Below are 21290 nucleotides of genomic sequence, written 5' to 3'. Positions count from 1 at the left end.
CAGTCGTGCCGTCTTGCCGCCGCGCCCGCAAGCCCCCGTCAGGCCGGCGGCTTGTAACCGTCCGGCAGCCGCGCCCGCTCGATCTGCGCCATGTCGCAGAGCACGTCGACCATGGCGGAGAAGTCGTTCTGGCCGTAGCCCCGCGCCCGTGCCGTGGAGAAGGCCTCGCGCGCGGCGGCCGCGACCGGCACCGGGACCCGCGCCGCATTGGCCGCCTGCACGATCAGCGACAGATCCTTGTGGGCGAGATCGATCGTGAAGCCGGGTTCGGTGTCGCCGGCCAGCACCTTGTTCGGCCAGTTGACCTTGAGCTGGCCATTGGTCGCGGTCGTGCCGTAGAGCACGTCCAGCGTCCGGGCGAGGTCGAGCCCGAACCGCTGGGACAGCGACAGCGCCTCGGCATTGAGCTGGCAGAGGATGATCGCGAGATAGTTGTTGACGAGCTTCATGCGCGTGCCCGCGCCTGGGCCGCCGGAATGGTGGATGGTGGTGCCCATGGCCTTCAGCAGCGGCAGAACGCGCTGGTAGTCGGCCTCATCCGCGCCGACCATGAACAGGCTCTCGCCGCGGTCGGCATGCCAGGCGAGGCGACCGACCGGGGCGTCGACGGCGGTCATGCCGCGCCGGCGGGTTTCGGCGTGCAGCCGGTCGGTGGTGTCCGGATCGATGGTCGACATGTCCAGGATCAGCGTGCCCGGGCGAGCATGGTCCAGGACGCCGCCCGGCGCCAGCACCACCTCGCCGACCTCGCGGCCGGTCGGCAGCATGGTGACCACGATATCGGCTTCCGCGGCGATCGCGGCCGGTGTGCCGCGCCGGGCGCCGAGCGCCTCGAGCGCGACGATCGGCGTTTCCGCGACATCGTGCACGACGAGCTGAAAGCCCTTGGTCTGGAGGTTCGAGGCCATGCCCCGTCCCATGCGTCCGAGCCCGATGAATCCGACGGTCATGCCTGTCCTCCCGCTGCCACTCTTGTTTCGGGTCGCGCCGGGCGCCATCGTGGCTGTCCCGAGCCTTGCCTCAAGAGAGCCTAACGAGCCGATGAACGCCCCGCATCCCCAGCCTGCGCATGTCTCGCCCGACGGCTGGCCCGCCGATCTCTTCGCCGCGCTGAAGGCGGCCGATGTCAGGCAGGTCGCCTATGTGCCCGACGGCGGCCATGCCGAGCTGATCCGTGCCGTCCATGCCGACCCGGCCATGACGGGCATAGCGCTGACGACTGAGGAAGAGGGCGTCGCGCTGGTGACGGGCGCCTGGCTCGGCGGTGACCGCGCCTGCCTCCTGATGCAGTCCTCCGGCGTCGGCAACTGCGTCAACATGTTCTCGCTCGTCCGCAATATGGGCGGGCCGTTCCTCACCTTCGTGACGATGCGCGGCGAATGGGGCGAGTTCAATCCCTGGCAGGTGCCGATGGGCACGGCGACAGCGGACGCCTTCCGCCTGATGGGCGTGCACGTCCTGCGCGCCGCAACGCCGGCCGAGGTCGGCCCGACCGCCGCGGCCGCCGCGCGCATGGCCTTCGAGGGCGGCAATGCGGTAGCCGTCCTCCTCGCCCAGCAACTGATCGGCGCCAAGGTCTTCGTGAAATGAGCGATGCAGTCCCTTCGAGCCGGCTCGACCGGCGCGCCGTCGTCGCCCGGCTGCTCGCCGATCGCGACGATCTCCTGGTCGTAACCGGCCTCGGGTCGCCGACCTACGACGTCGCAGCCGCCGGCGACCACCCGCGCAACGTCTATCTCTGGGGCGCCATGGGAGGCACGGCGGCCATGGCGCTGGGCCTCGCCCTGGCGCGCCCGAAGACGCCGGTGGTTGCCGTGACCGGCGACGGCGAAATGCTCATGGGCATGGGCTCCTTCGCCACCATCGCGCTGCAGCAGCCGAAGAACCTGAGCATCGTCGTGCTCGACAACGGCCTCTACGGCGAAACCGGCGGCCAGGCGAGCCATACCGTCCGCACCGATCTTGCCGCGGTCGCCCAGGCCTGCGGCATTGCCGATACGCGGCGCATCACCGATATGGAGGAGGTCGGGCGGCTCGCCGGCCGCATCGGCGCCATCGGCGAAGGCCCCATGGTCGCGGTCGTCGCGATCGACCGAGCCGAGACGGAACGCGTGCTGCCGACGCGGGACGGCCATGCCATCAGGGTCAGGGTGCGGCAGGCCCTGGGATTGCCGATCGGCTGATGCTGTCGCCTCAGGAACTGGAACGCTACGCCCGCCACATCGTGCTGCGCGAGATCGGCGGCCCGGGCCAGCAGAAGCTCGGCCGGGCCCGCGTTCTGGTCATCGGCGCCGGCGGCCTCGGCGCGCCGCTCCTGCTTTATCTCGCAGCGGCCGGGGTCGGCACGATCGGCATCGTCGACGACGATGCGGTGTCGCTGTCCAATCTGCAGCGCCAGGTGATCCACGCCACCCCCGACCTCGGCCTGCTCAAGACGGAAAGCGCGGCCGGTGCCATCCGCCGGCTCAATCCGCACGTCGAGGTGGTTGCCCATATCGCCCGGCTGACCGCGGCCAATGCCCGCGAACTGGTGCGCGGCTACGATCTCGTCGCCGACGGCTCGGACAATTTCTCGACGCGTTATGCCGTGTCCGACGCCTGCTTCCACGAAGGCAAGCCGCTGATCACGGCGGCCATCGGCACGTTCGACGCGACGCTCACCACCATCCGCGGCCATGAAAAGGGTGCCGACGGTACGCCCAATCCGACCTATCGCTGCCTGTTTCCCGATGCGCCGCCGCCCGGCATGGTGCCGACCTGCTCGGAAGTCGGCGTCATCGGCGCGCTCGCCGGCGTGGTCGGCGCGATGATGGCGCTGGAGGTCATCCGCGAGATCGTCGGCTTCGGCCAGGGCCTTGTCGGCCGGCTGATGATGATCGACATGCGCGACATGCGCTTCGAGACCATCCGCTACCGCTGGGATCCCGACAATCCGCTGAGCGGCGCAAAAGCCGAAGCGCCAGCGTGATGCATCGCGCGGATCGGTTGCCGCTCGACCTTGGTGTTCGAGCGGCTCAGGTCATGCCTCCTCCATGGAGGTCGGCCGTCCTTCGAGGCCCGCGCGCCGAGGGGATTGTATCAGCGTCCTTTGTTCGAAAACTCCGCCCTTTGCGTGCCGGAGCAAGTGTTCTGCCGTTCTCTGCCTACCTCATGGTGAGGTGCGAGCGCAGCGAGCCTCGAACCACGGCCGACTTGCATGCCGGGCCCGTCCACACAGAGCCAAAGACGCGAAACGGCCGCGTCAGAGCATGCTCGGCAGCACGCGGTCCGGCGGCTTGTGGCCATCCATGAAGGCCTTGATGTTGACGATCACCTTCTCGCCCATGTCGATGCGGCCCTCGACGGTGGCCGAGCCCATATGCGGCAGCAGCACCACCTTGCCCGCCTTGGCAAGCTTGATCAGGCGCGGATTGACCGCCGGCTCGTGCTCGAACACGTCGAGCCCGGCGCCGGCGAGATCGCCGGCCTCGATCATGCGCGTCAAAGCCACCTCGTCGATGATCTCGCCGCGGGCGGTGTTGACGATGAAGGCATCCTTGCTGAGCAGCTTCAGCCGCCGCGCCGACAGGAGATGGTAGGTCGCCGGCGTGTGCGGGCAGTTGACCGAGACGATGTCCATGCGGGCGAGCATCTGGTCGAGGCTCTCCCAATAGGTCGCCGACAGCTCCTGCTCGATCTTTTCCGGCAGACGCCGACGGTTGTGATAGTGGATCTGCATGCCGAAGGCGCTGGCGCGCTTGGCAAGCGCCCGGCCGATGCGGCCCATGCCGATAATGCCCAGGCGCTTGCCATGGATGCGCTTGCCGAGCATCCAGGTCGGCGACCAGCCGTGCCACTCGCCGTGCTCGAGCACTTCCAGGCCCTCGGCAAGCCGGCGCGGCACGGCGAGGATCAGCGCCATGGTCATGTCGGCGGTGTCCTCGGTCAGGACGCCCGGCGTGTTGGTGACCGTGATGCCGCGCTGAACGGCGGTCGCCACGTCGATATTGTCGACGCCGTTGCCAAACTGGGCGATCAGCCGGAGCTGCGGACCGGCCTGCGACAGGAGGGCGGCGTCGATCCGGTCGGTGACGGTCGGTACGATGACGTCGGCAACCTTGACCGCGGTGGCCAGGTCGTCCTGGCTCATGGCGGAGTCGTCGACATTCAACCGGGTCTCGAAGAGCTCGCGCATGCGCGCCTCGACCGTTTCCGGCAGCTTGCGCGTCACGACGACGAGCGGCTTCTTGCGGATCGCCATCCTTTAAGTCCTCGATTCACCTGTTCCGGCCGCCGCGTCAAATCAGTTTTAACCCTGTTGGGCGAGACTTGGGGTCCGTCGGGCTCTCTCTATCAGAAGGCCCGGCCGAGACAAAGCGGTCGGATCCGTGCCGTTGGCCTGTCTTTTGGACGGGGCCGGTCGCGCATAGCTTGTGTGAGTTGCGTATGCGTCATGCCTTTGCCGGTTGGGCCCTCGTCGCCCTCGCCCTGAGCCTGTTCGCCGGACCGTCCCGCCTCGAAGCGGCGGAGATCACGGGTTCGCTGGGTTCGCAGACCCGTCTGCCGGTGCCGCGCTTCGTCAGCCTGAAGTCGGAGCGGGTCAATGCCCGCATGGGCCCGACGCGCGACCACGAGGTCGTCTGGATCTACCAGCGTGCCGGCCTGCCGGTGGAGGTGACCGCCGAATTCGAGAACTGGCGGCGCATTCGCGATCGCGACGGCACGGAGACCTGGGTGTTCCACTCGATGCTGTCGGGCAAGCGTACCGGCATCGTGCAGGCGCAGCGCGGCCATGAGACGGAGCTGGTGCCGCTGATGGACCGCGCGGGCGGCAGCCGTGTCGTCGCGCGGCTCGAGGCCAATGTCCAGGGCCAGGTGCGCTCCTGCAACCGCACCTGGTGCCGCTTCTATGGCGAGGGTTTCGACGGCTGGATCGAGCAGAACCGGCTCTGGGGCGTCTATCCGAACGAACAGATCGACTGAGCGGCTGATCATGCGAGATCGTTGCCGGTGAGCCGCGCCGGCACGCGGAAGCACATATGCCCGTTGTTTTGCGCTGAGCGCGATTCGCTTTTTCTTCTATTCGAACGAAGGCAATCCGCGCGGACCGATGCATATTCATGTCGACGGGGACGGCGTGGAAGCGAAATTCTGGCTATGGCCGGAGGTCCAGCTCGCCTACAATGACGGCTTCAATGCCAAGACGCTCCGAAGCCTGCTGGGCGTTGTCGAACAGCGCCGCGATGCGATAGCGGAGGCCCGGAATGAATTCCTTTGGTGAAGGCTGAACGCGTCGCATTCGACGCCGACAGCATGTGGATCGACCTCTCCGATGGCCGGCGCCTCGGAGTGCTTTGGCCTGGTTTCCCCGTCTTCTGAATGCGAGCTCGCAGCAGCGCGACGCCGTCCGAATCGGCACACGAGGCCTTCATTGGGACGATCTCGACGAGGACATCTCGATCGAGGGTCTCCTGTCAGGCAGGCCGAAACGACCAGACACGACCGAAGCCGCCGAACCCCCGCGCGGCCTGAATCGTCGCATCGGTCAGTGCGGAAGCGGACACGCAGAAGGCGCGGATTTCCAAGACCACGAGCGACCGTCGCCAAGATGTGGCGAAGCCGCGATCGCGTTCGAAACCGACGGGGTTGCCCCGACGCTGGCAAAGAACTACCACCGGTCCCACGGCACGGTGTCTGCGGATCACGGGGTGACCCGCTCCATTGACGATGCCGATCCAGCCGGCTTGTCTGCAGGGCGTTTCAAGGCGAAGGCCGAGGCGCGATTAGCGGGAGATACGCAACCCATGAACCCGGTCACCGTCATTGCCGGCGACGGCCCGCTCGTCCTCGGCCAGCCGCATGTCGGCACCATGATTCCGCCCGAGGTCTCGGTCGCGCTCAACGATCTCGGCCGCTCGGTGCCCGACACCGACTGGTGGATCGGCGAGCTCTATGCCGGCATCGCGCAGCGCACCGGCGCGACCATCGTGCGCCAGGACATTTCGCGTTTCGTCATCGACGTGAACCGGGATCCCTCGGGGGTTTCGCTTTATCCGGGCCAGAACACCACGACGCTCTGCCCGACCACGACCTTCGACGCCGAGCCGATCTACCGCCACGGCGCCGAGCCGGATGCCGCCGAGATCGCCCGTCGCCGCCGGGTCTATTTCGAGCCGTTCCACGCCGCCATGGCGGCGGCCATCGAAGCGACGCGCATCCGCCACGGCTATTGCGTGCTCTACGACTGCCACTCGATCCGCTCGGTCGTGCCGAACCTGTTTCCCGGCACCTTGCCGGTGTTCAACATCGGCACCAATGACGGCCGCGCCTGCGATCCGGCGATCACCGACGCCGCAGTGAGCGCGGCCAAGACCTCCGGGCTCAGCTTCGTCGCCAATGGCCGGTTCAAGGGCGGCTGGATCACCCGCCACTACGGCGCGCCGGAACGGGGCGTGCACGCGGTGCAGATGGAGCTCGCCCAGTCCGCCTACATGCTGGAGAGCCCGCCCTGGACCTTCGCGACCGAGGTCGCCGCGGCGACGGAGCGCCATCTCGACCGGATCGTCGCGGCTATCCTCGCCGCCGCCGCCGGACTGAAGGCCTGACCGGCAGCGCGGCCGCAGCGCCAGCGCATGCGTGCCCCGTGACGGAGGACGGCCTGCGGGCTTGGCAAAGCGACCGGCCGGTGCTCGACTGCCGGCCAGGAGGCCCGCCATGGACTGGTCAGCCAAGCAATATGTGAAATTCGAGGACGAACGCACCCGGCCGGCGCGCGACCTGCTGGCCGCGGTGCCGACCCACGACCCGCGCCGGGTGGTCGATCTCGGCTGCGGCCCGGGCAATACCACCGAGCTGCTGCTGCAGCGCTTCCCGAAGGCGGAGATCGTCGGCATCGATTCCTCGCCCGACATGGTCACCAATGCCCGCGCGCGACTGCGCAATATCAGCTTCGAGGTGGCCGACCTCACGACATGGCGGCCCAATCCCGCAGCGCCCGTCGACATCATCTATTCCAATGCGGTGTTCCAATGGATCGGCGGCCACGCAACAATTCTGCCGCGGCTGGCCGATCTCCTGCCCGCAGGCGGCAGCTTCGCCATCCAGATGCCCGACAATCTCGAGGAGCCGAGCCACGTCGCCATGCGCGAGGTCGCCCGTTCCGGGTCCTGGGCGGCCAAGCTCGCCGCTGCCGAGGCGAGCCGCACGCCGATCGGCTCGCCATCCTGGTACTACAGCGTGCTGAAGCCGCATGTGGCGCGCGTCGACGTCTGGCGCACGGTCTATCACCACCCGCTCGACGGCGTCGACGGCATCGTCGAATGGTTCAAGGGCTCGGGACTGAGGCCGTTCCTGGCCCTGCTCGAGACCGCCGAGCGCGAGGCCTATCTCGCCGCCTACCGGACGGCGATCACCCCCCACTATCCGCCGGCCAGCGACGGCAAGGTGCTTCTGGCCTTCCCGCGCCTCTTCATCGTCGCGACCCGCTGAGGTCCTGGCCTCAAGCTCTGCCCGCGCCCCACTGAGAGGGCCCGGTCCTTCACGAGGAAACATCCATGAATCGCATCGATCTTGCCGGCCGCACCGCGGTCATCACCGGCGGCGCGCGCGGCATCGGCTATGCCAGCGCCGAACGCATGCTGGCCTCCGGCGCGGCGGTGGCGCTCTGGGACATCGATGCCGCAAGGCTCGACGAGGCCGCCTCCGCGCTCGGCGCCAAGGCCGGCGCGGGCCTTTCCGTCCATACCGTGGAGCTGACCGACGAAGCCTCGGTCGCCGCGGCGACCGAGGCGACGCGCGCCCGCCATGGCGGCATCGACATTCTCGTCAACAATGCCGGCATTACCGGCGGCAACGGCAAGCTCTGGGAGCTTGCCCCCGACACCTGGCGCCGCGTCGTCGACGTCAACCTGATCGGACCCTATCTCACCTGCCGCGCGATCGTGCCGCTGATGCTGGCCAAGGGTTATGGCCGCATCGTCAACATCGCCTCCATCGCCGGCAAGGAGGGCAATCCGAACGCCTCGCATTATTCGGCCTCCAAGGCCGGCCTGATCGGGCTCACCAAATCGCTCGCCAAGGAGCTGGCGACCGCGGGCATCCTGGTCAATTGCATCACCCCGGCGGCGGCCAAGACCGAGATCTTCGACCAGATGAGCCAGCAGCATATCGATTTCATGCTGTCGAAGATCCCGATGAACCGCTTCCTGGCGGTCGAGGAGGCGGCGGCCATGATCGCCTGGCTCGCCTCGGAGGATTGCGCCTTCTCGACCGGCGCGGTGTTCGACATATCCGGCGGGCGCGCGGTCTACTGAGCCTGCCGGACCGCCTGGCCCGAAACCTGCTTGGGACGGCCTCGACCGGCGCTGCGACCACCGCCGGCCGTGCGGGAGGCGTCCCTGGCAGACCACATCCTCACCACCGCCATCGTCAGCGAGAGCAGCACGCATGCGGCGACCATCGCGGCCGGTCTCGGCGAGGCCGGCCACAATCGGATCGTGCGGCTCGAGACGTTCACCAACCTCTTCGCCCGGCTCCGCGAGATCCGCCCGGACAGGGTCGTCATCGCGCTCGACAATCCTGCGCGCGACCTGCTGGAACAGCTTTTCGAGGTCGCGAAGCTGATCCGCCGGCCGGTCGTCCTGTTCGTCGACCGGTCGCCGCCCGGCATGACCGAAAGGGCCGTGGCCGCCGGCATCGCCGCCTATGTGGTCGATGGCCTGGGGAAGGAGCGCATCCGGCCGGTCCTCGATCTCGCCATGGCCCGCTTCGAGGCTCAGCAACGGCTGGAAGCCGAGCTCGCCGAGGCGCGCGCGGCGCTCGAGGCCCGCAAGCTGGTCGACCGGGCCAAGGGCCTGCTGATGAAGCACAAGGGCATCTCCGAGGAGGAGGCCTATGCCCAGTTGCGCCGCCGCGCCATGAACGAAAAGCGCAAGATCGGCGAAATCGCGGCCGCCGTCGTCACCGGCCTCGACATGCTCGGCTGAGCGGTCCATCGGATCCCGCGGCTGATCTTCAGGCCGAGGCTCGGTGCCATCGGCACTTTGCACTGCACAATGAATCGGCATGCTGCGAAAGCCTCAGGCAGCGCGTTTCCAGCCCGCCTGGCACGTCTTGCGCCGACACGGCACCGCCAAGGCCCTGGAATCAACCGGCGAATCCACGGGCTGCGGGGCTGGCACGGTCCTTGTATCGTCTGGCCTTGCCCGGCCGACGCCGGACGGGCGCCGCCCAAAGCCGGGCACGACAGCAACGCCGCTGACAGACGTTTCCTTGCCCTGGGCGCTTCGGCGCCGCCGGCGGCATCGGACGGAGGTCGGCGGTTTTTTCATGCCCGGGACCCGAAGTCGAGCCGAGAGACGAGCAGCAATGACCGGAAGACACGAAAGAGCGGGCACGAGCAAAGGGCTCGACCGGCGCGCCTTCCTGCAGCGCGGCACCGCGACCGCCGCGCTTCTGGCCGCGGCAAAGGCGGCCCTGCCCGCCGGCGCCTTCGCCTCCGGCGCCGGACCCGAGGTCAAGGGCACGCGGCTCGGCTATATCGCGCTGACCGACGCCGCGCCGCTGATCATCGCCAAGGAAAAGGGCTTCTACGCCAAGCACGGCGTGCCGGACATGGAGATTGCCAAGCAGGCATCCTGGGGCGCGACGCGCGACAACATGGCACTCGGCACCAAGGCCAACGGCATCGACGGCGGGCACATCCTGCGGCCGAAGACGCATCTCTACACGACCGGCAAGGTGATGCAGAACGGCCAGCCCCTGCCGATGTACACGCTGATCAATCTCAACGAGGACGGTCAGGCGATATCGGTCTCGAACGAATATCGCGACCTACCCGTCGGCCAGGACGCCTCGCCCCTGAAAGCCGCCTTCGAGCGCAAGAAGGCCCAGGGCAAGGAGCTGACCGCCGCCATGACCTTTCCGGGCGGCACCCACGACCTGTGGATCCGCTACTGGCTGGCGGCCGGCGGCATCGACCCCGACAACGAGATCAAGGTGATCACCGTGCCGCCGCCCCAGATGGTGGCGAACATGAAGGTCGGCACCATGGATTGCTTCTGCGTCGGCGAGCCGTGGAACGAGCAGCTGGTCAACCAGAATATCGGCTACAGCGCGCTCACCACCGGCGAGCTCTGGTTCAGGCACCCCGAGAAGATCCTCGGCATGCGCGCCGACTGGGTCGACGCCAATCCCAAGGCCACGCAGGCCATCATGATGGCGGTGATGGAGGCCCAGATCTGGTGCGATCGGCTCGACAACAAGCAGGAGCTCGCCGAGATCGTCGGCCGTCGCCAGTGGTTCAACGTGCCGGTCAACGACATCAACGGCCGGCTGCGCGGCGACATCAACTACGGCCGCGGCCGCACCGTCACCGGCTCCAACCTGCGCATGAAGTTCTGGGGCGAGGCCGGCGAGGTCTCCTATCCCTGGAAAAGCCTCGACGCCTGGTTCGTCACCGAGAACATCCGGTGGGGCCGCTTCGAGCCCGGCCTCGATATCCGGGCCCTGGTCGACCGCACCAATCGGGCCGATCTCTGGCGCGAGGCGGCGAAGACGCTCGGCATCGCCAATGCGCCGGCCACCGATTCCCGCGGCGTCGAGACCTTCTTCGACGGCATGCGCTTCGATCCGGCCAATCCCGCGGACTACCTGCGCGCCCTGAAGATCAAGCGCGCCCAGGTCTGAGCGGCCCGTCCCTCATGCCGCCGCCCTGCCGGCGGCCGTTCCGGAGATGCCCTCCATGCCGCGTGCCGCCCTGAAAGCCGTCGAGATCCCGGTCATGCCGCCAGCCATCACGCCAGCTGCCGCGCCGACGCGTGCAACCGTCATCGCCCTGCCCGCCGCCGCCCGTCCGAGCCTCGCCGCGCGGCTGAAGCCGAAAATGACGGCCCTGCTCGCCACCGTCGTGCCGCCGCTGGTCACCCTCCTCGTCATCCTGCTCGTCTGGGAGATCCTCTGCTCGGGGCGCGGCGCCACCTTGCCGCCGCCCTCGCAGGTCTGGAAGGAAGCCGGTGAACTGATCCTCGATCCGTTCTTCGTCAACGGCAGCCAGGATATCGGCCTCGGCTGGCGGGTGCTGACCTCGCTGCAGCGGGTGGCGATCGGCTTCGGCCTCGCCGCAGCGGCCGGCATCGTCATCGGCGCCATCATCGGCCAGTCCACCTGGGCCATGCGCGGGCTCGATCCGATCTTCCAGGTGCTGCGCACGGTGCCGCCGCTCGCCTGGCTGCCGATCTCGCTCGCCGCCTTCCGCGACGCCAATCCGAGCGCGATCTTCGTGATCTTCATCACCGCCATCTGGCCGGTGCTGATCAACACCGCCGTCGGCATCCGCAACATCCCGCAGGACTATCGGAACGTCGCCGCCGTGCTCCGGCTCAATCATCTCGAATTCTTCTGGAAGATCATGCTGCCCTCGGCGGCGCCCTACATCTTCACCGGCCTGCGGATCGGCGTCGGCCTCGCCTGGCTCGCCATCGTCGCCGCGGAAATGCTGACCGGCGGCGTCGGCATCGGCTTCTTCATCTGGGACGCCTGGAACTCCTCGCGCCTGCCCGACATCATCGTGGCGCTGGTCTATATCGGCCTCGTGGGTTTCGTCCTCGACCGCCTGATCGCCGGCCTCGCCACCATCGTCACCCGCGGCACCGCCGCCAATTGAGGACGAGGTCATGGCGCGACAGCTCCCCTATCTGTCGATCGAAGCGGTCGACAAGACCTTTGCCCGCGGCGGCGCCGGCAACAATGTGCTGCGCGACGTCTCGCTCTCCATCGACAAGGGCGAATATGTCTCGATCATCGGCCATTCCGGCTGCGGGAAATCGACCCTGCTCAACATCATCGCCGGCCTGACCCCGGCGACGACCGGTGCCGTGCTGCTCGAGGACCGCGAGGTCAATGCCCCCGGCCCCGAGCGCGCCGTGGTCTTCCAGAACCACTCGCTGCTGCCCTGGCTCACTGTCTACGACAATGTCCGCCTCGCCGTGGACAAGGTCTTCGCGGCGCGCAAATCGCGCGGCGAGCGGCACGACTGGACGCTGCACGTGCTGGAGCTCGTGCACATGGCGCATGCCCGCGACCGCCGGCCGGCCGAGATTTCGGGGGGCATGAAACAGCGCGTCGGCATCGCCCGGGCGCTCGCCATGGAGCCGAAGATCCTGCTGCTCGACGAGCCGTTCGGCGCGCTCGACGCGCTCACCCGCGCGCATCTGCAGGATCAGGTCATGCAGATCCATGCCGCGCTCGGCAACACCATGATCATGATCACCCATGACGTCGACGAGGCGGTGCTGCTCTCCGACCGGATCGTGATGATGACGAACGGCCCGTCCGCCACCATCGGCGAGATCCTCGCCGTGCCGCTGGCGCGGCCCAGGCGGCGCCTCGAGCTGGTCGCCGACCCCGCCTATATCCGGGCGCGCGAGGCGGTGCTCAAGTTCCTCTACGAGCGCCACGCCTTCATCGACGCCGCGTGAGGCCGCCGTCATGTCCGAACCGCTGGTGGTGATCGGCAATGGCATGGCCGCCGCCCGCTTCGTCGAGGAGCTCGGCCGCCACGCCCTCGGACGCTATTCGGTGCTGGTCATCGGCGCCGAACCGGTGCTCGCCTATAACCGGGTGCTGCTCTCCTCGCTGCTCGCCGGCGAGGTCGGCCCCGACGACATCGAGCTGAAGCCGCGCGCCTGGTGGCAGGCGCAGGGAGTCACGCTGGTCTATGGCCGGCAGGCCCTGGCAATCGATGTCGCCCGGCGGCGCGTCGCGATGGCCGGCGGCGACTCGGTGCCTTTTGCCAAGCTGGTGCTGGCGACCGGCTCCGCGCCGATCCGCCTGCCGAAGCCCGGCATGGATCTTCCGGGCGTGCTCACCTTCCGCGACCGCGGCGATGTCGCCGCCATGCTGGCGTCGGTCACCGCCGCGGCGCGGGTCGTGGTGATCGGCGGCGGCCTTCTCGGCATCGAGGCCGCTCACGGCCTCGCCAGCGCCGGCGCCAGAGTCACCCTGGTCCATCTGATGGACCGGCTGATGGAGCGCCAGCTCGACGCCGAGGCGGCAGGCCTGCTGGCCGAAGCCCTGCGCGCGCGGGGCATCGCGGTGCTGCTCGGCGCCGATACCCAGGCGGTCGAGGGCGAGCAGGCCGTCAGGGCCGTGCGGCTCGCCGACGGCCGGCGCCTCGTCGCCGACCTCGTCGTCGCCGCGGTCGGCATCACGCCCAATGTCGCGCTGGCAAAGGCCGCGGGCCTCGCGACCGGCCGCGGCATCGTGGTCGACGACCGGCTGACGACCTCCGATCCCGATATCCACGCCATCGGCGAATGTGCCGAACATCGCGGTCTCTGCTACGGCCTGGTCGAGCCGGCCTACGAGCAGGCCCGCACGCTGGCGCGCCACCTGGCCGGCCGGCCGGACGCCTATTCGGGCACGGTCACCGCCACCAATCTCAAGGTCTCGGGCATTCCCGTCTTCTCCACGGGCGACATCGACGGCGCCGGGGGCAGCGAGGTCGTCGTCTGGCGCGACCCGGGCCTCGCGCACTATCGCAAGCTGGTGCTCAAGGACGACGTGCTGACCGGCGCCGTCCTGTTCGGCGAGACCAGCGACGGCCTCTGGTATCACGAGCTGATCCGGCGCGGCGAAAGGCTTGGGCCCCGGCGCGAGACCTGCATCTTCGGCCGGCACCTCGCCGAGGCCGCCTGATGGGCCTCGCTTCGTCCCCTGCAAGGCCGGTCGCCACGACCTGCCCCTATTGCGGCGTCGGCTGCGGCATCCTGGCGACGCCTGGTCGCGACCGGACCGAGATTGCGGGCGACCCCGACCATCCCGCCAACCGGGGCCGGCTCTGCGTCAAGGGCTCGGCCCTCGGCGAGACGCTGTCGACCGAGGATCGCCTGCTGCATCCGATGATCCGCGGCCGCTCGGGCGCCTTCGCACGTGTCGGCTGGCCGACCGCGGTCGATGCCGTGGCCGAGGGTTTCGCGCGCGTGCTCGCCGAGAATGGCCCGGACGCCATCGCCTTCTATCTTTCCGGACAGCTCCTGACCGAGGACTATTACGTCGCCAACAAGCTGATGAAGGGCTTTCTCGGCAGCGCCAATGTCGACACCAATTCGCGGCTCTGCATGGCCTCGTCGGTCGCCGGCCACCGGCGCGCCTTCGGCACCGATACCGTGCCGGGCAGCTATGCCGATCTCGACGAGGCCGATCTCCTGGTGCTCACCGGCTCCAATGCCGCCTGGTGCCATCCGATCCTCTGGCAGCGGATGGTCGCCAACCGCGAGCGGCGCGGCGCGCGCATCGTCGTCGTCGACCCCCGGATGACGGCAACGGCGAGCGAAGCCGATCTTGCCCTGCCGATCCGCCCCGGTATGGATTCGGTTCTTTTTGCCGGCCTGTTCGTGCATCTCGCCGATGCCGGCGGGCTCGACCGGGCCTATATCGAAGCCCATACGGCCGGCTTCGGCGCTGCGCTCGAACGTGCGCGGCAGATCGCGCCCGACGCTGCCGCGACCGCCGCGGCCTGCGGCCTGCCGATCGACGGCGTCAACCGGCTGTTTTCCTGGTTCGCCACGACCGAGCGGACGGTCACGCTCTACAGCCAGGGCGTCAACCAGTCGGCGCAGGGTACCGACAAGGTCAATGCCATCGTCAACTGCCATCTCGCGACCGGCCGCATCGGCCGGCCCGGCATGGGCCCCTTCTCGCTGACCGGCCAGCCCAACGCCATGGGCGGACGCGAGGTCGGCGGCCTCGCCAACATGCTCGCCGCCCATATGGGCTTCGGGCCGGACGAGGTCGACCGTGTCGGCCGGTTCTGGCAGGCGCCGCGCATGGCCCGGCGCGAGGGCCTCAAGGCAGTGGCGCTGTTCGACGCCATCGCGGCGCACAAGGTCAGGGCCCTGTGGGTGATGGCGACCAATCCGGCGGTCAGCCTGCCGCGCGCCGATGCCGTCCGGCAGGCGCTCGGCGGCCTCGATCATTTCGTCGTCTCGGACAACGTCCTCTCCAACGACACGATCCGATCCGGCGCGAAGATCCTTCTGCCCGCCGCAGCCTGGGGCGAGAAGGACGGCACCGTCACCAATTCCGAACGCCGCATCTCGCGCCAGCGCGCCTTTCTGGACCTGCCGGGCGAGGCGCGGCCGGACTGGTGGATTGTCGCCGAGGTCGGCAAGCGCCTCGGCTTTGCGCCCGCCTTTTCCTGGCCGGACGCGGCCGCGGTGTTCCGCGAGCATGCCGCCCTGTCGGCCTTCGAGAACGCCGGTACGCGCGATTTCGATCTCGGCGGGCTGAGCACCGTTTCGGCCGCCGGTTATGCCGCGCTCACGCCGGTGCAATGGCCGGTACGGACCGTCGGCGATGATGCCGACAAGCGCTTCTTCGCCCGGGGCGGCTTCTTCACGCCGGACGGACGGGCCCGTTTCGTCGCGATCGAACCGGCAGCTCTCGCCGCCGCGACCGACAGCGATCATCCCTACCGGCTCAATACCGGCCGACTGCGCGACCACTGGCACAGCATGACGCGCACGGCCAAGGCGCCGACCCTCGGCCGCCATGCCGTCGAACCCGTCGTCGCCATGGCACCCGCGGATGCCGCCGTCGAGGGCCTCGCCGATGGCGACTATGCCGAGATCGCGACGGCGCACGGCCGGGCGACCCTGCGCGTCGCGATCGACGCGGGCCAGCCGCCAGGCCTGCTGTTCGCGCCGATCCACTGGAGCGGCGAGACCGCGGGCACGGCGCGCATCGGCGCGCTCGTTCAGCCGGCGACCGACCCGCATTCGGGCCAGCCCGAGCTGAAGTCGACGCCGGCGGCGATCCGGCGCGTGGCGCAGGGGCTGGAGGGCTTCATCCTCTCCCGCCGACCGGTCGGACTGCCGGCCGGCCTGAGCTGGGCGCGCGCGGCGATAGCGGGCGGCGTCGGCACGGTCTTCGCGGCACAGGGCGCATTCGATGCCGCCGTCTTTATGCAAGGCCTGAAGCCGCCCGGCGGCACGATCAGCGAGGTGATCGACGCCGGCCGCGGGCTCTACCGGGCGGCGATCTTCGACGGGCCCCGGCTGGACGCGGTGATGTTCGCCTCCGGCTCCGGCCGGCCGTCATGGCATTGGCTCGAGACCCAGTTCGGCGCCGCGGTTCTGTCGCCCGCGGCGCGCAGGATGCTGCTGGCCGGCAGGCCGGCGGGTGCCGCGGCGCATGGGGGGCCGGTCATCTGCGCCTGTTTTGCGGTCGGCCTCGAAACCATCAAGGCGGCGATCGCCGCCGGCGCCGCCGACGTCGAGGCGGTCGGACGGGCGCTCAAGGCCGGCACCAATTGCGGCTCCTGCCGGCCGGAGCTCCGGCGGCTGATCGGCGCGGCGCCGTGCGCAACGGCGGAGCCGGCCTGATCCGCGCCCGCGGAACGAGACAAGTGCGCGCCATGGCCTTATGACTTCAGGCCATGGACCTTGGATTGCATGGCAAATCGGCGATCGTCTGCGGCGGCAGCCGCGGCATGGGCCGCGCGGCGGCGGAATGCCTCGCCGCCGAAGGCGTGGCGCTGACCATTCTGGCGCGTGATCCGGTGCGGCTGGAAGCGGCGGCGGCGGCCATCCGCGACCGGTTCGGCGTCGCCGTCGCCGCCGTTTCGGGCGACGTGACGACCGAGGCCGGCCGGGCCGCGCTGCTCGAGGCCTGCCCGGCGCCCGACATTCTCATCAACAATGCCGACGGCATGCCGCCGGGCGATTTCCGCGACTGGTCGCGCGCCGACTGGATAGCGGCTCTCGATGCGATGATGCTCGCGCCGATCGCGCTGATGCGGGCGACCGTCGACGGCATGATGGACCGCAGCTTCGGCCGGATCGTCAATATTGTCTCGCGTTCGGTCAAGATCCCGCAGCTCGAAATGGGCCTCTCCAACGGCGCGCGCTCCGGTCTCGTCGGTTTCGTGGCCGGCCTCGCCCGCCAGACGGTGAGGCGCGGCGTCACCATCAACAATGTCCTGCCCGGCATCGTCGCGACCGATGCCCAGCGCCACCACGTCGAGAAGCTGGCCGACATGAGCGGCCGGCCGTTCGACGAGATCTGGGCCGAGCGCGCCGCGCAGAATCCTGCCGGCCGCTTCGGCGAGGCTGCCGAGATCGGCGCCACCATCGCCTTCCTCTGCTCCGCCCAGGCCGGTTTCATCACCGGCCAGAGCCTGCTCGTCGACGGCGGGCAATATCCCGGCACCTACTGACAGACTTACGGACCGGAGGCGCCCATGTCAGACCGACCCTCGGACAAGCCGCCGCTGGATATCGATCGCATCCGCGCCGCGACGCCGGGCGCGGCCGCCGGCCGCACCTATCTGCACAATGCCGGCGCCGGGCTGATGCCGCGGGCCGTGCTGGAGGCCCAGAAGCGGCATCTCGATCTCGAGGCCGAGATCGGCGGCTATGCCGCCGCCGAGCGGGAGGCGCCGAGGCTGGACGGCGTCTACGGCTCGGTCGCGCGGCTGCTCAATGCCGCACCCGACGAGATCGCGCTGATGGAGAACGCCACCATCGCCTGGCAGATGGCCTTCTACGCGCAGCAATTCGGGCCGGGCGACCGGATCCTGACGGCCGAGGCCGAATATGGCGCCAACTATGTCGCCTATCTCCAGGTCGCCCGCCGCACCGGCGCCGTCATCGACGTCGTGCCGAGCGATCCGACCGGCGAGCTCGACATTGCCGCGCTCGAACGGATGATCGACAAGCGCGTCAAGCTGATCGCCATCACCTGGGTGCCGACCAATGGCGGCCTGACCAATCCCGCCGCGGCAGTCGGGCGCATCGCCCGGGCGCATGGCATTCCCTATCTGCTGGACGCCTGCCAGGCCGTCGGCCAGATGCCTGTCGACGTCGAGGCGATCGGCTGCGACATGCTGGCCGCCACCGGCCGCAAGTTCCTGCGCGGGCCGCGCGGCACCGGCTTTCTCTATGTGCGCCGGCCGCTGCTGACCCGGCTCGAGCCGCCGATGATCGACCATTTCGGCGCCGTCTGGGTGGCCCGCGACCGCTACGAGCTGCGCGCCGACGCGCGCCGCTTCGAAAGCTGGGAAAACAACTACGCGGCGCGCATGGGCCTCGGCGTCGCCGTCGACTATGCGCTGGAGCTGGGCCTCGACCGGATTGCGGCGCGCAGCCGCATGCTGGCCGGCCGGCTGCGCGCCGGCCTCGACGCCATTGCCGGCGTCACCGTGCGCGATCTCGGCCGCCATCCCTCGGCGATCGTCAGCTTCACCGTCGATGGCCGGGACGCGGCCGATGTGGTTCGCGCCGCCGAGGCGGCCGGCATCACCATTGGCGCCTCCACCCCGTCGAGCACCCGCCTCGACGCCGAGGCGCGCCATCTGCCGCCGCTCGTCCGCGCCTCGCCGCACTATTACAACACCGACGAGGAGGTCGACCGGCTCATCAGCTTCTGCCGGTCGCTTTAGGGACCCGTTCCTGCGCGTTTTCTTGACGCGAACGGCGTCCGCTTCACCCGAAAGAGCCCTCCGCGCCGCCGGCTCGCCCCTTGCGGCTGAGCTTGAACACCCCCTGTTCGCCGAACAGGTTCCAGAACCACCAGGGCGCGTTGACCCGGACCTCGCGGCCGCCGAGATCCAGCGCGGTCGAGCGCTCGATCACCGCATCCACCTCGCGCACCAGGTCGACGAAATCGCGGATCGTGCAGAAGTGGATGTTGGGCGTGTCGTACCAGCGATAGGGCAGGTTCTCGCTCGCCGGCATGCGGCCGCGGGTCAGCAGCTGCATGCGCAGTCGCCAATGGCCGAAATTCGGGAACGAGACGATGGCGCGCCTGCCAATGCGCAGCATGTGTTCCAGCACCACGCGCGGCGCCCGCGTCGCCTGGATCGTCTGTGACAGGATCACCACGTCGAAGGAATCGTCGGGATAGAAGGCAAGGTCGGTGTCGGCGTCGCCCTGGATGACCGCAAGGCCCGCCGCAACGCAATCGTTGACACCCTCGCGCGACAATTCGATGCCGCGGCCGTCGACGCCCTTCTCGTCGCGCAGCAGCTTCAGGAGCTCGCCGTCGCCGCAGCCGACATCGAGCACCTTCGAGCCGGGCTCGATCATCCCTGCGACATGCAGATAGTCCGGCCGGACGCCGCCGGACGCCACGGTCATGGTCAGGTCGGTCTTCATTCCGCGCGCCGCCCCGCGAGCCCGCGGGCGCGAGCGGCCGCCTCGAGGAACCCGCGCGTGATGGCGAAGAGCTCGGGTTCGTCGAGCAGAAAGGCGTCGTGCCCCTTGTCGGTGACGATCTCGGCGAAGGACACCGATGCGCCGGCGGCGTTCAGCGCATGCACGACCTGGCGCGAATCCGCTGTCGGAAACAGCCAGTCGGAGGTGAAGGACACCACGCAGAACCGCGTCCTGGTGCCGGCGAAGGCCTTGGCCAGCGAGCCGCCATGGTCGCCGGCAATGTCGAAATAGTCCATCGCGCGGGTGACATAGAGATAGCTGTTGGCATCGAACCGTTCGACGAAGGCCTCGCCCTGGTAGCGCAGGTAGCTCTCGACCTGGAAGTCGGCGTCGAACGAGAAGGTCGGCGCGGCGCGATCCTGCAGGCGGCGGCCGAACTTGCGGTGCAGCGCCGCGTCGGAGAGATAGGTGATGTGAGCGGCCATGCGGGCCACCGCGAGGCCTGAAGAGGGCCGCGTGCCGGCGGCGAGATAATGGCCGCCGCGCCATTCCGGATCGGCCATGATCGCCTGCCGGCCCACCTCGTGGAAGGCGATGTTCTGCGCCGAGTGCTTGGCGGCCGTCGCGATCGGCATGGCCGCGAACACCCGGTCCTTGTAGGCGGCCGCCCATTGCAGCACCTGCATGCCGCCCATCGAGCCGCCGATCACGCAGAACAGGCTGTCGATACCGAGCCTTTCGACCAGCATGGCCTGCGCGCGCACCATGTCCGGAATGGTGATCAGCGGCAGGTCGAGCCCATAGGGCGCGCCCGTCGCCGGATTGGTCGAGGCGGGGCCGGTCGTGCCCATGCAGCCGCCGAGCACGTTCGAGCAGATGACGAAATAGCGGTCGGTGTCGATCGGCAGGCCCGGACCGACCATGATGTCCCACCAGCCCGGCTTGCCGGTCACCGGGCTTTCGCTGGCCACGTGCTGGTCGGCGGTCAGGGCGTGACAGACCAGGATGGCGTTCGAGCGCTCGGCATTCAGCGTGCCATAGGTCTGGTAGCCGATCTGGAACGGGCTGAGAGTGAGGCCCGAATCGAGGCGCAGCGGCTCGTCCGACCCGAACAGGGCAACGAGCCCTGCCGGTTCGTTGGCCTGACGGCGCGCCAGAATGTCGGAAGGAAAGCGCAGGGCGGCACGGGCCATGGCGGGCGATCGATTCTCGGATGGCGGCTAGCGTTCCGAACGACGGTCATTTCGTTCGTTATTCCGAACAATAGCAACCATCGCACGGGAACGCCAGACACGTCCTTCGGCTTAGCCCTCGCCGTCCCTGAACCGGTCGATCGCGCGCCGCTCCGCCTTTGTCGGCCGCCCAGCCCCCTCGTCGCGCTCGGCGACCGGCGAAGGCAGCTCGACGCGCGGCGGCTCGGGTGACTGATCCTCGTAGAGATGCTGCGCGACGCTATAGGGACCGCGCCGCTCGGCGAGCGCCAGGACCTTCAGCACCTTGACCCGGCCGTTCAGGCCGACGGTCAGGACATCGCCGATGCGCACGGATTTGTGCGCCTGCTCGACACGCTGGCCGTTGAGCCGGACCGAACCGTCCTCGCACAGACCGGCCGCGGCGGTCCGCGTCTTCACGACGCGGGCGAACCACAGCCATTTGTCGATGCGCAGCTTGTCGGTTTCGCTCAAGCGCTGGCAACTCCGGTATCAGTTCTTCTTCTGCATGGCCTCTTTCAAGGCCAGGAGCTTGGCGAAGGGCGAGTTCGGATCCGGCTCGCGCTCCTTGCGCGACACCTGCTCGGGACGAATGCCGCGATAGTCGGCGCGGTCCTCGCGCTGCGGCCGGTCGCGCCGGTCGCCATCCCCACCCTTGCGCGGCATGTCCTTGAACTTGGAGAAGTCGCGGCGTGGCGGACGGCCGCCGGCGGCCTGCTCGCCGTCGCGCGGCGGGAACGGACGACGGTTCTGGCCGCCCTCGCGCTTCTCGCCGCCAGCCTCGCCATTGCGCGGCTGGTCGCTGCGGCCCTGACCCTGGCCCTGGCGCGGCCTGAAATCGCGGCGCTGGCCTGCCTCGCCCTGGCGCTCGCCGCCACGGCGGAAGTCGCGGCGCGGCGGCCGCTCGCCATCCATGCGGCCGCCCGGCCGCCAGACATCGACCAGC

General features: G+C 69.1%; 21 protein-coding genes and 2 pseudogenes. 17 read left to right on the top strand and 6 right to left on the bottom strand.

The window, feature by feature from the left end:
* Positions 1 to 38 precede the first annotated feature (38 nt).
* Positions 39 to 998, bottom strand: a complete 960-nt coding sequence (locus OZ671_RS24525; RefSeq protein WP_268863151.1) for an NAD(P)-dependent oxidoreductase — start codon at positions 996 to 998, stop codon at positions 39 to 41.
* Positions 999 to 1041: 43 nt separating this feature from the next.
* Here OZ671_RS24525 and OZ671_RS24520 point away from each other — a divergent pair, with 43 nt between their 5' ends.
* From OZ671_RS24520 to OZ671_RS24510, 3 genes are read left to right on the top strand one after another with little or no spacing between them, the layout of a single operon-like run.
* Positions 1042 to 1590, top strand: coding sequence for a phosphonopyruvate decarboxylase (locus OZ671_RS24520; protein ID WP_268863150.1), 549 nt, complete (start codon positions 1042 to 1044; stop codon positions 1588 to 1590).
* Complete coding sequence (locus OZ671_RS24515) at positions 1587 to 2183, top strand: thiamine pyrophosphate-dependent enzyme (RefSeq protein ID WP_268863149.1); 597 nt, start codon at positions 1587 to 1589, stop codon at positions 2181 to 2183. Before OZ671_RS24520 ends, OZ671_RS24515 begins: the two co-directional genes overlap by 4 nt.
* Positions 2180 to 2968 (top strand): HesA/MoeB/ThiF family protein, encoded by a 789-nt coding sequence (locus OZ671_RS24510; RefSeq protein WP_442957123.1) that lies wholly within the window; start codon positions 2180 to 2182, stop codon positions 2966 to 2968. Before OZ671_RS24515 ends, OZ671_RS24510 begins: the two co-directional genes overlap by 4 nt.
* Positions 2969 to 3241: 273 nt before the next feature.
* On the opposite strand, the gene OZ671_RS24505 is transcribed toward OZ671_RS24510, so the two are convergent.
* A complete protein-coding gene (locus OZ671_RS24505; protein WP_038302511.1) occupies positions 3242 to 4240 on the bottom strand; it encodes a 2-hydroxyacid dehydrogenase in 999 nt (332 codons plus the stop codon).
* 185 nt (positions 4241 to 4425) lie between these two features.
* Here OZ671_RS24505 and OZ671_RS24500 point away from each other — a divergent pair, with 185 nt between their 5' ends.
* The 14 genes and pseudogenes from OZ671_RS24500 to OZ671_RS24435 all read left to right on the top strand — a co-directional run bounded on the left by OZ671_RS24500 (position 4426) and on the right by OZ671_RS24435 (position 18418).
* Positions 4426 to 4962, top strand: coding sequence for an SH3 domain-containing protein (locus OZ671_RS24500; RefSeq protein ID WP_103169725.1), 537 nt, complete (start codon positions 4426 to 4428; stop codon positions 4960 to 4962).
* 73 nt (positions 4963 to 5035) lie between these two features.
* Positions 5036 to 5260 (top strand): DUF4160 domain-containing protein, encoded by a 225-nt coding sequence (locus OZ671_RS24495; RefSeq protein ID WP_328286399.1) that lies wholly within the window; start codon positions 5036 to 5038, stop codon positions 5258 to 5260.
* A 34-nt stretch (positions 5261 to 5294) separates the two neighbouring features.
* A pseudogene (locus OZ671_RS24490) lies at positions 5295 to 5405 on the top strand (hypothetical protein); the annotation flags it as partial.
* A 378-nt stretch (positions 5406 to 5783) separates the two neighbouring features.
* Complete coding sequence (gene hutG / locus OZ671_RS24485) at positions 5784 to 6584, top strand: N-formylglutamate deformylase (protein ID WP_268863183.1); 801 nt, start codon at positions 5784 to 5786, stop codon at positions 6582 to 6584.
* A 109-nt stretch (positions 6585 to 6693) separates the two neighbouring features.
* Positions 6694 to 7467 carry a trans-aconitate 2-methyltransferase gene (tam, locus tag OZ671_RS24480; protein ID WP_268863147.1) on the top strand — a complete coding sequence of 258 codons (774 nt, stop codon included), beginning with the start codon at positions 6694 to 6696 and terminating at the stop codon, positions 7465 to 7467.
* Between the two features lie 65 nt (positions 7468 to 7532).
* The gene (locus OZ671_RS24475; RefSeq protein WP_268863146.1) at positions 7533 to 8291 is read left to right on the top strand and encodes an SDR family NAD(P)-dependent oxidoreductase; all 759 of its coding nucleotides are present in this window, start codon (positions 7533 to 7535) and stop codon (positions 8289 to 8291) included.
* 69 nt (positions 8292 to 8360) lie between these two features.
* A complete protein-coding gene (locus OZ671_RS24470) occupies positions 8361 to 8963 on the top strand; it encodes an ANTAR domain-containing response regulator (RefSeq protein ID WP_268863145.1) in 603 nt (200 codons plus the stop codon).
* A gap of 382 nt (positions 8964 to 9345) precedes the next feature.
* Positions 9346 to 10665, top strand: a complete 1320-nt coding sequence (locus tag OZ671_RS24465; RefSeq protein WP_268863144.1) for a CmpA/NrtA family ABC transporter substrate-binding protein — start codon at positions 9346 to 9348, stop codon at positions 10663 to 10665.
* Between the two features lie 94 nt (positions 10666 to 10759).
* Positions 10760 to 11641, top strand: a complete 882-nt coding sequence (gene ntrB / locus OZ671_RS24460) for a nitrate ABC transporter permease (protein ID WP_442957122.1) — start codon at positions 10760 to 10762, stop codon at positions 11639 to 11641.
* A gap of 10 nt (positions 11642 to 11651) precedes the next feature.
* Entirely contained in the window at positions 11652 to 12455 is an 804-nt protein-coding gene (locus tag OZ671_RS24455) for an ABC transporter ATP-binding protein (RefSeq protein ID WP_268863142.1), read from the top strand.
* 10 nt (positions 12456 to 12465) lie between these two features.
* Positions 12466 to 13674, top strand: coding sequence for an NAD(P)/FAD-dependent oxidoreductase (locus OZ671_RS24450; protein ID WP_268863141.1), 1209 nt, complete (start codon positions 12466 to 12468; stop codon positions 13672 to 13674).
* Entirely contained in the window at positions 13674 to 16361 is a 2688-nt protein-coding gene (locus OZ671_RS24445) for a nitrate reductase (RefSeq protein WP_268863140.1), read from the top strand. The genes OZ671_RS24450 and OZ671_RS24445 overlap by 1 nt, the downstream gene beginning before the upstream one ends.
* Positions 16362 to 16414: 53 nt before the next feature.
* Positions 16415 to 17194, top strand: coding sequence for an SDR family oxidoreductase (locus tag OZ671_RS24440; protein WP_268863139.1), 780 nt, complete (start codon positions 16415 to 16417; stop codon positions 17192 to 17194).
* A 24-nt stretch (positions 17195 to 17218) separates the two neighbouring features.
* Complete coding sequence (locus OZ671_RS24435) at positions 17219 to 18418, top strand: aminotransferase class V-fold PLP-dependent enzyme (RefSeq protein ID WP_268863138.1); 1200 nt, start codon at positions 17219 to 17221, stop codon at positions 18416 to 18418.
* Between the two features lie 43 nt (positions 18419 to 18461).
* Here the strand turns inward: OZ671_RS24435 and metW are convergent, their stop codons facing one another.
* The 4 genes and pseudogenes from metW to OZ671_RS24415 all read right to left on the bottom strand — a co-directional run.
* Entirely contained in the window at positions 18462 to 19133 is a 672-nt protein-coding gene (metW, locus tag OZ671_RS24430) for a methionine biosynthesis protein MetW (protein WP_268863137.1), read from the bottom strand.
* Positions 19130 to 20326, bottom strand: coding sequence for a homoserine O-acetyltransferase MetX (gene metX / locus OZ671_RS24425; protein ID WP_268863136.1), 1197 nt, complete (start codon positions 20324 to 20326; stop codon positions 19130 to 19132). The genes metW and metX overlap by 4 nt, the downstream gene beginning before the upstream one ends.
* A 111-nt stretch (positions 20327 to 20437) precedes the next feature.
* Positions 20438 to 20818 carry an RNA-binding S4 domain-containing protein gene (locus OZ671_RS24420; protein ID WP_268863135.1) on the bottom strand — a complete coding sequence of 127 codons (381 nt, stop codon included), beginning with the start codon at positions 20816 to 20818 and terminating at the stop codon, positions 20438 to 20440.
* Positions 20819 to 20836: 18 nt separating this feature from the next.
* Positions 20837 to 21290: pseudogene (locus OZ671_RS24415) on the bottom strand (helicase-related protein); the annotation flags it as partial.

The organism is Phreatobacter sp. AB_2022a (genome assembly GCF_026847585.1).
GTDB lineage: Bacteria > Pseudomonadota > Alphaproteobacteria > Rhizobiales > Phreatobacteraceae > Phreatobacter.
Note: the sequence above shows the minus strand (reverse complement) of the source record. Positions and strands in the feature narration are given on the sequence as shown.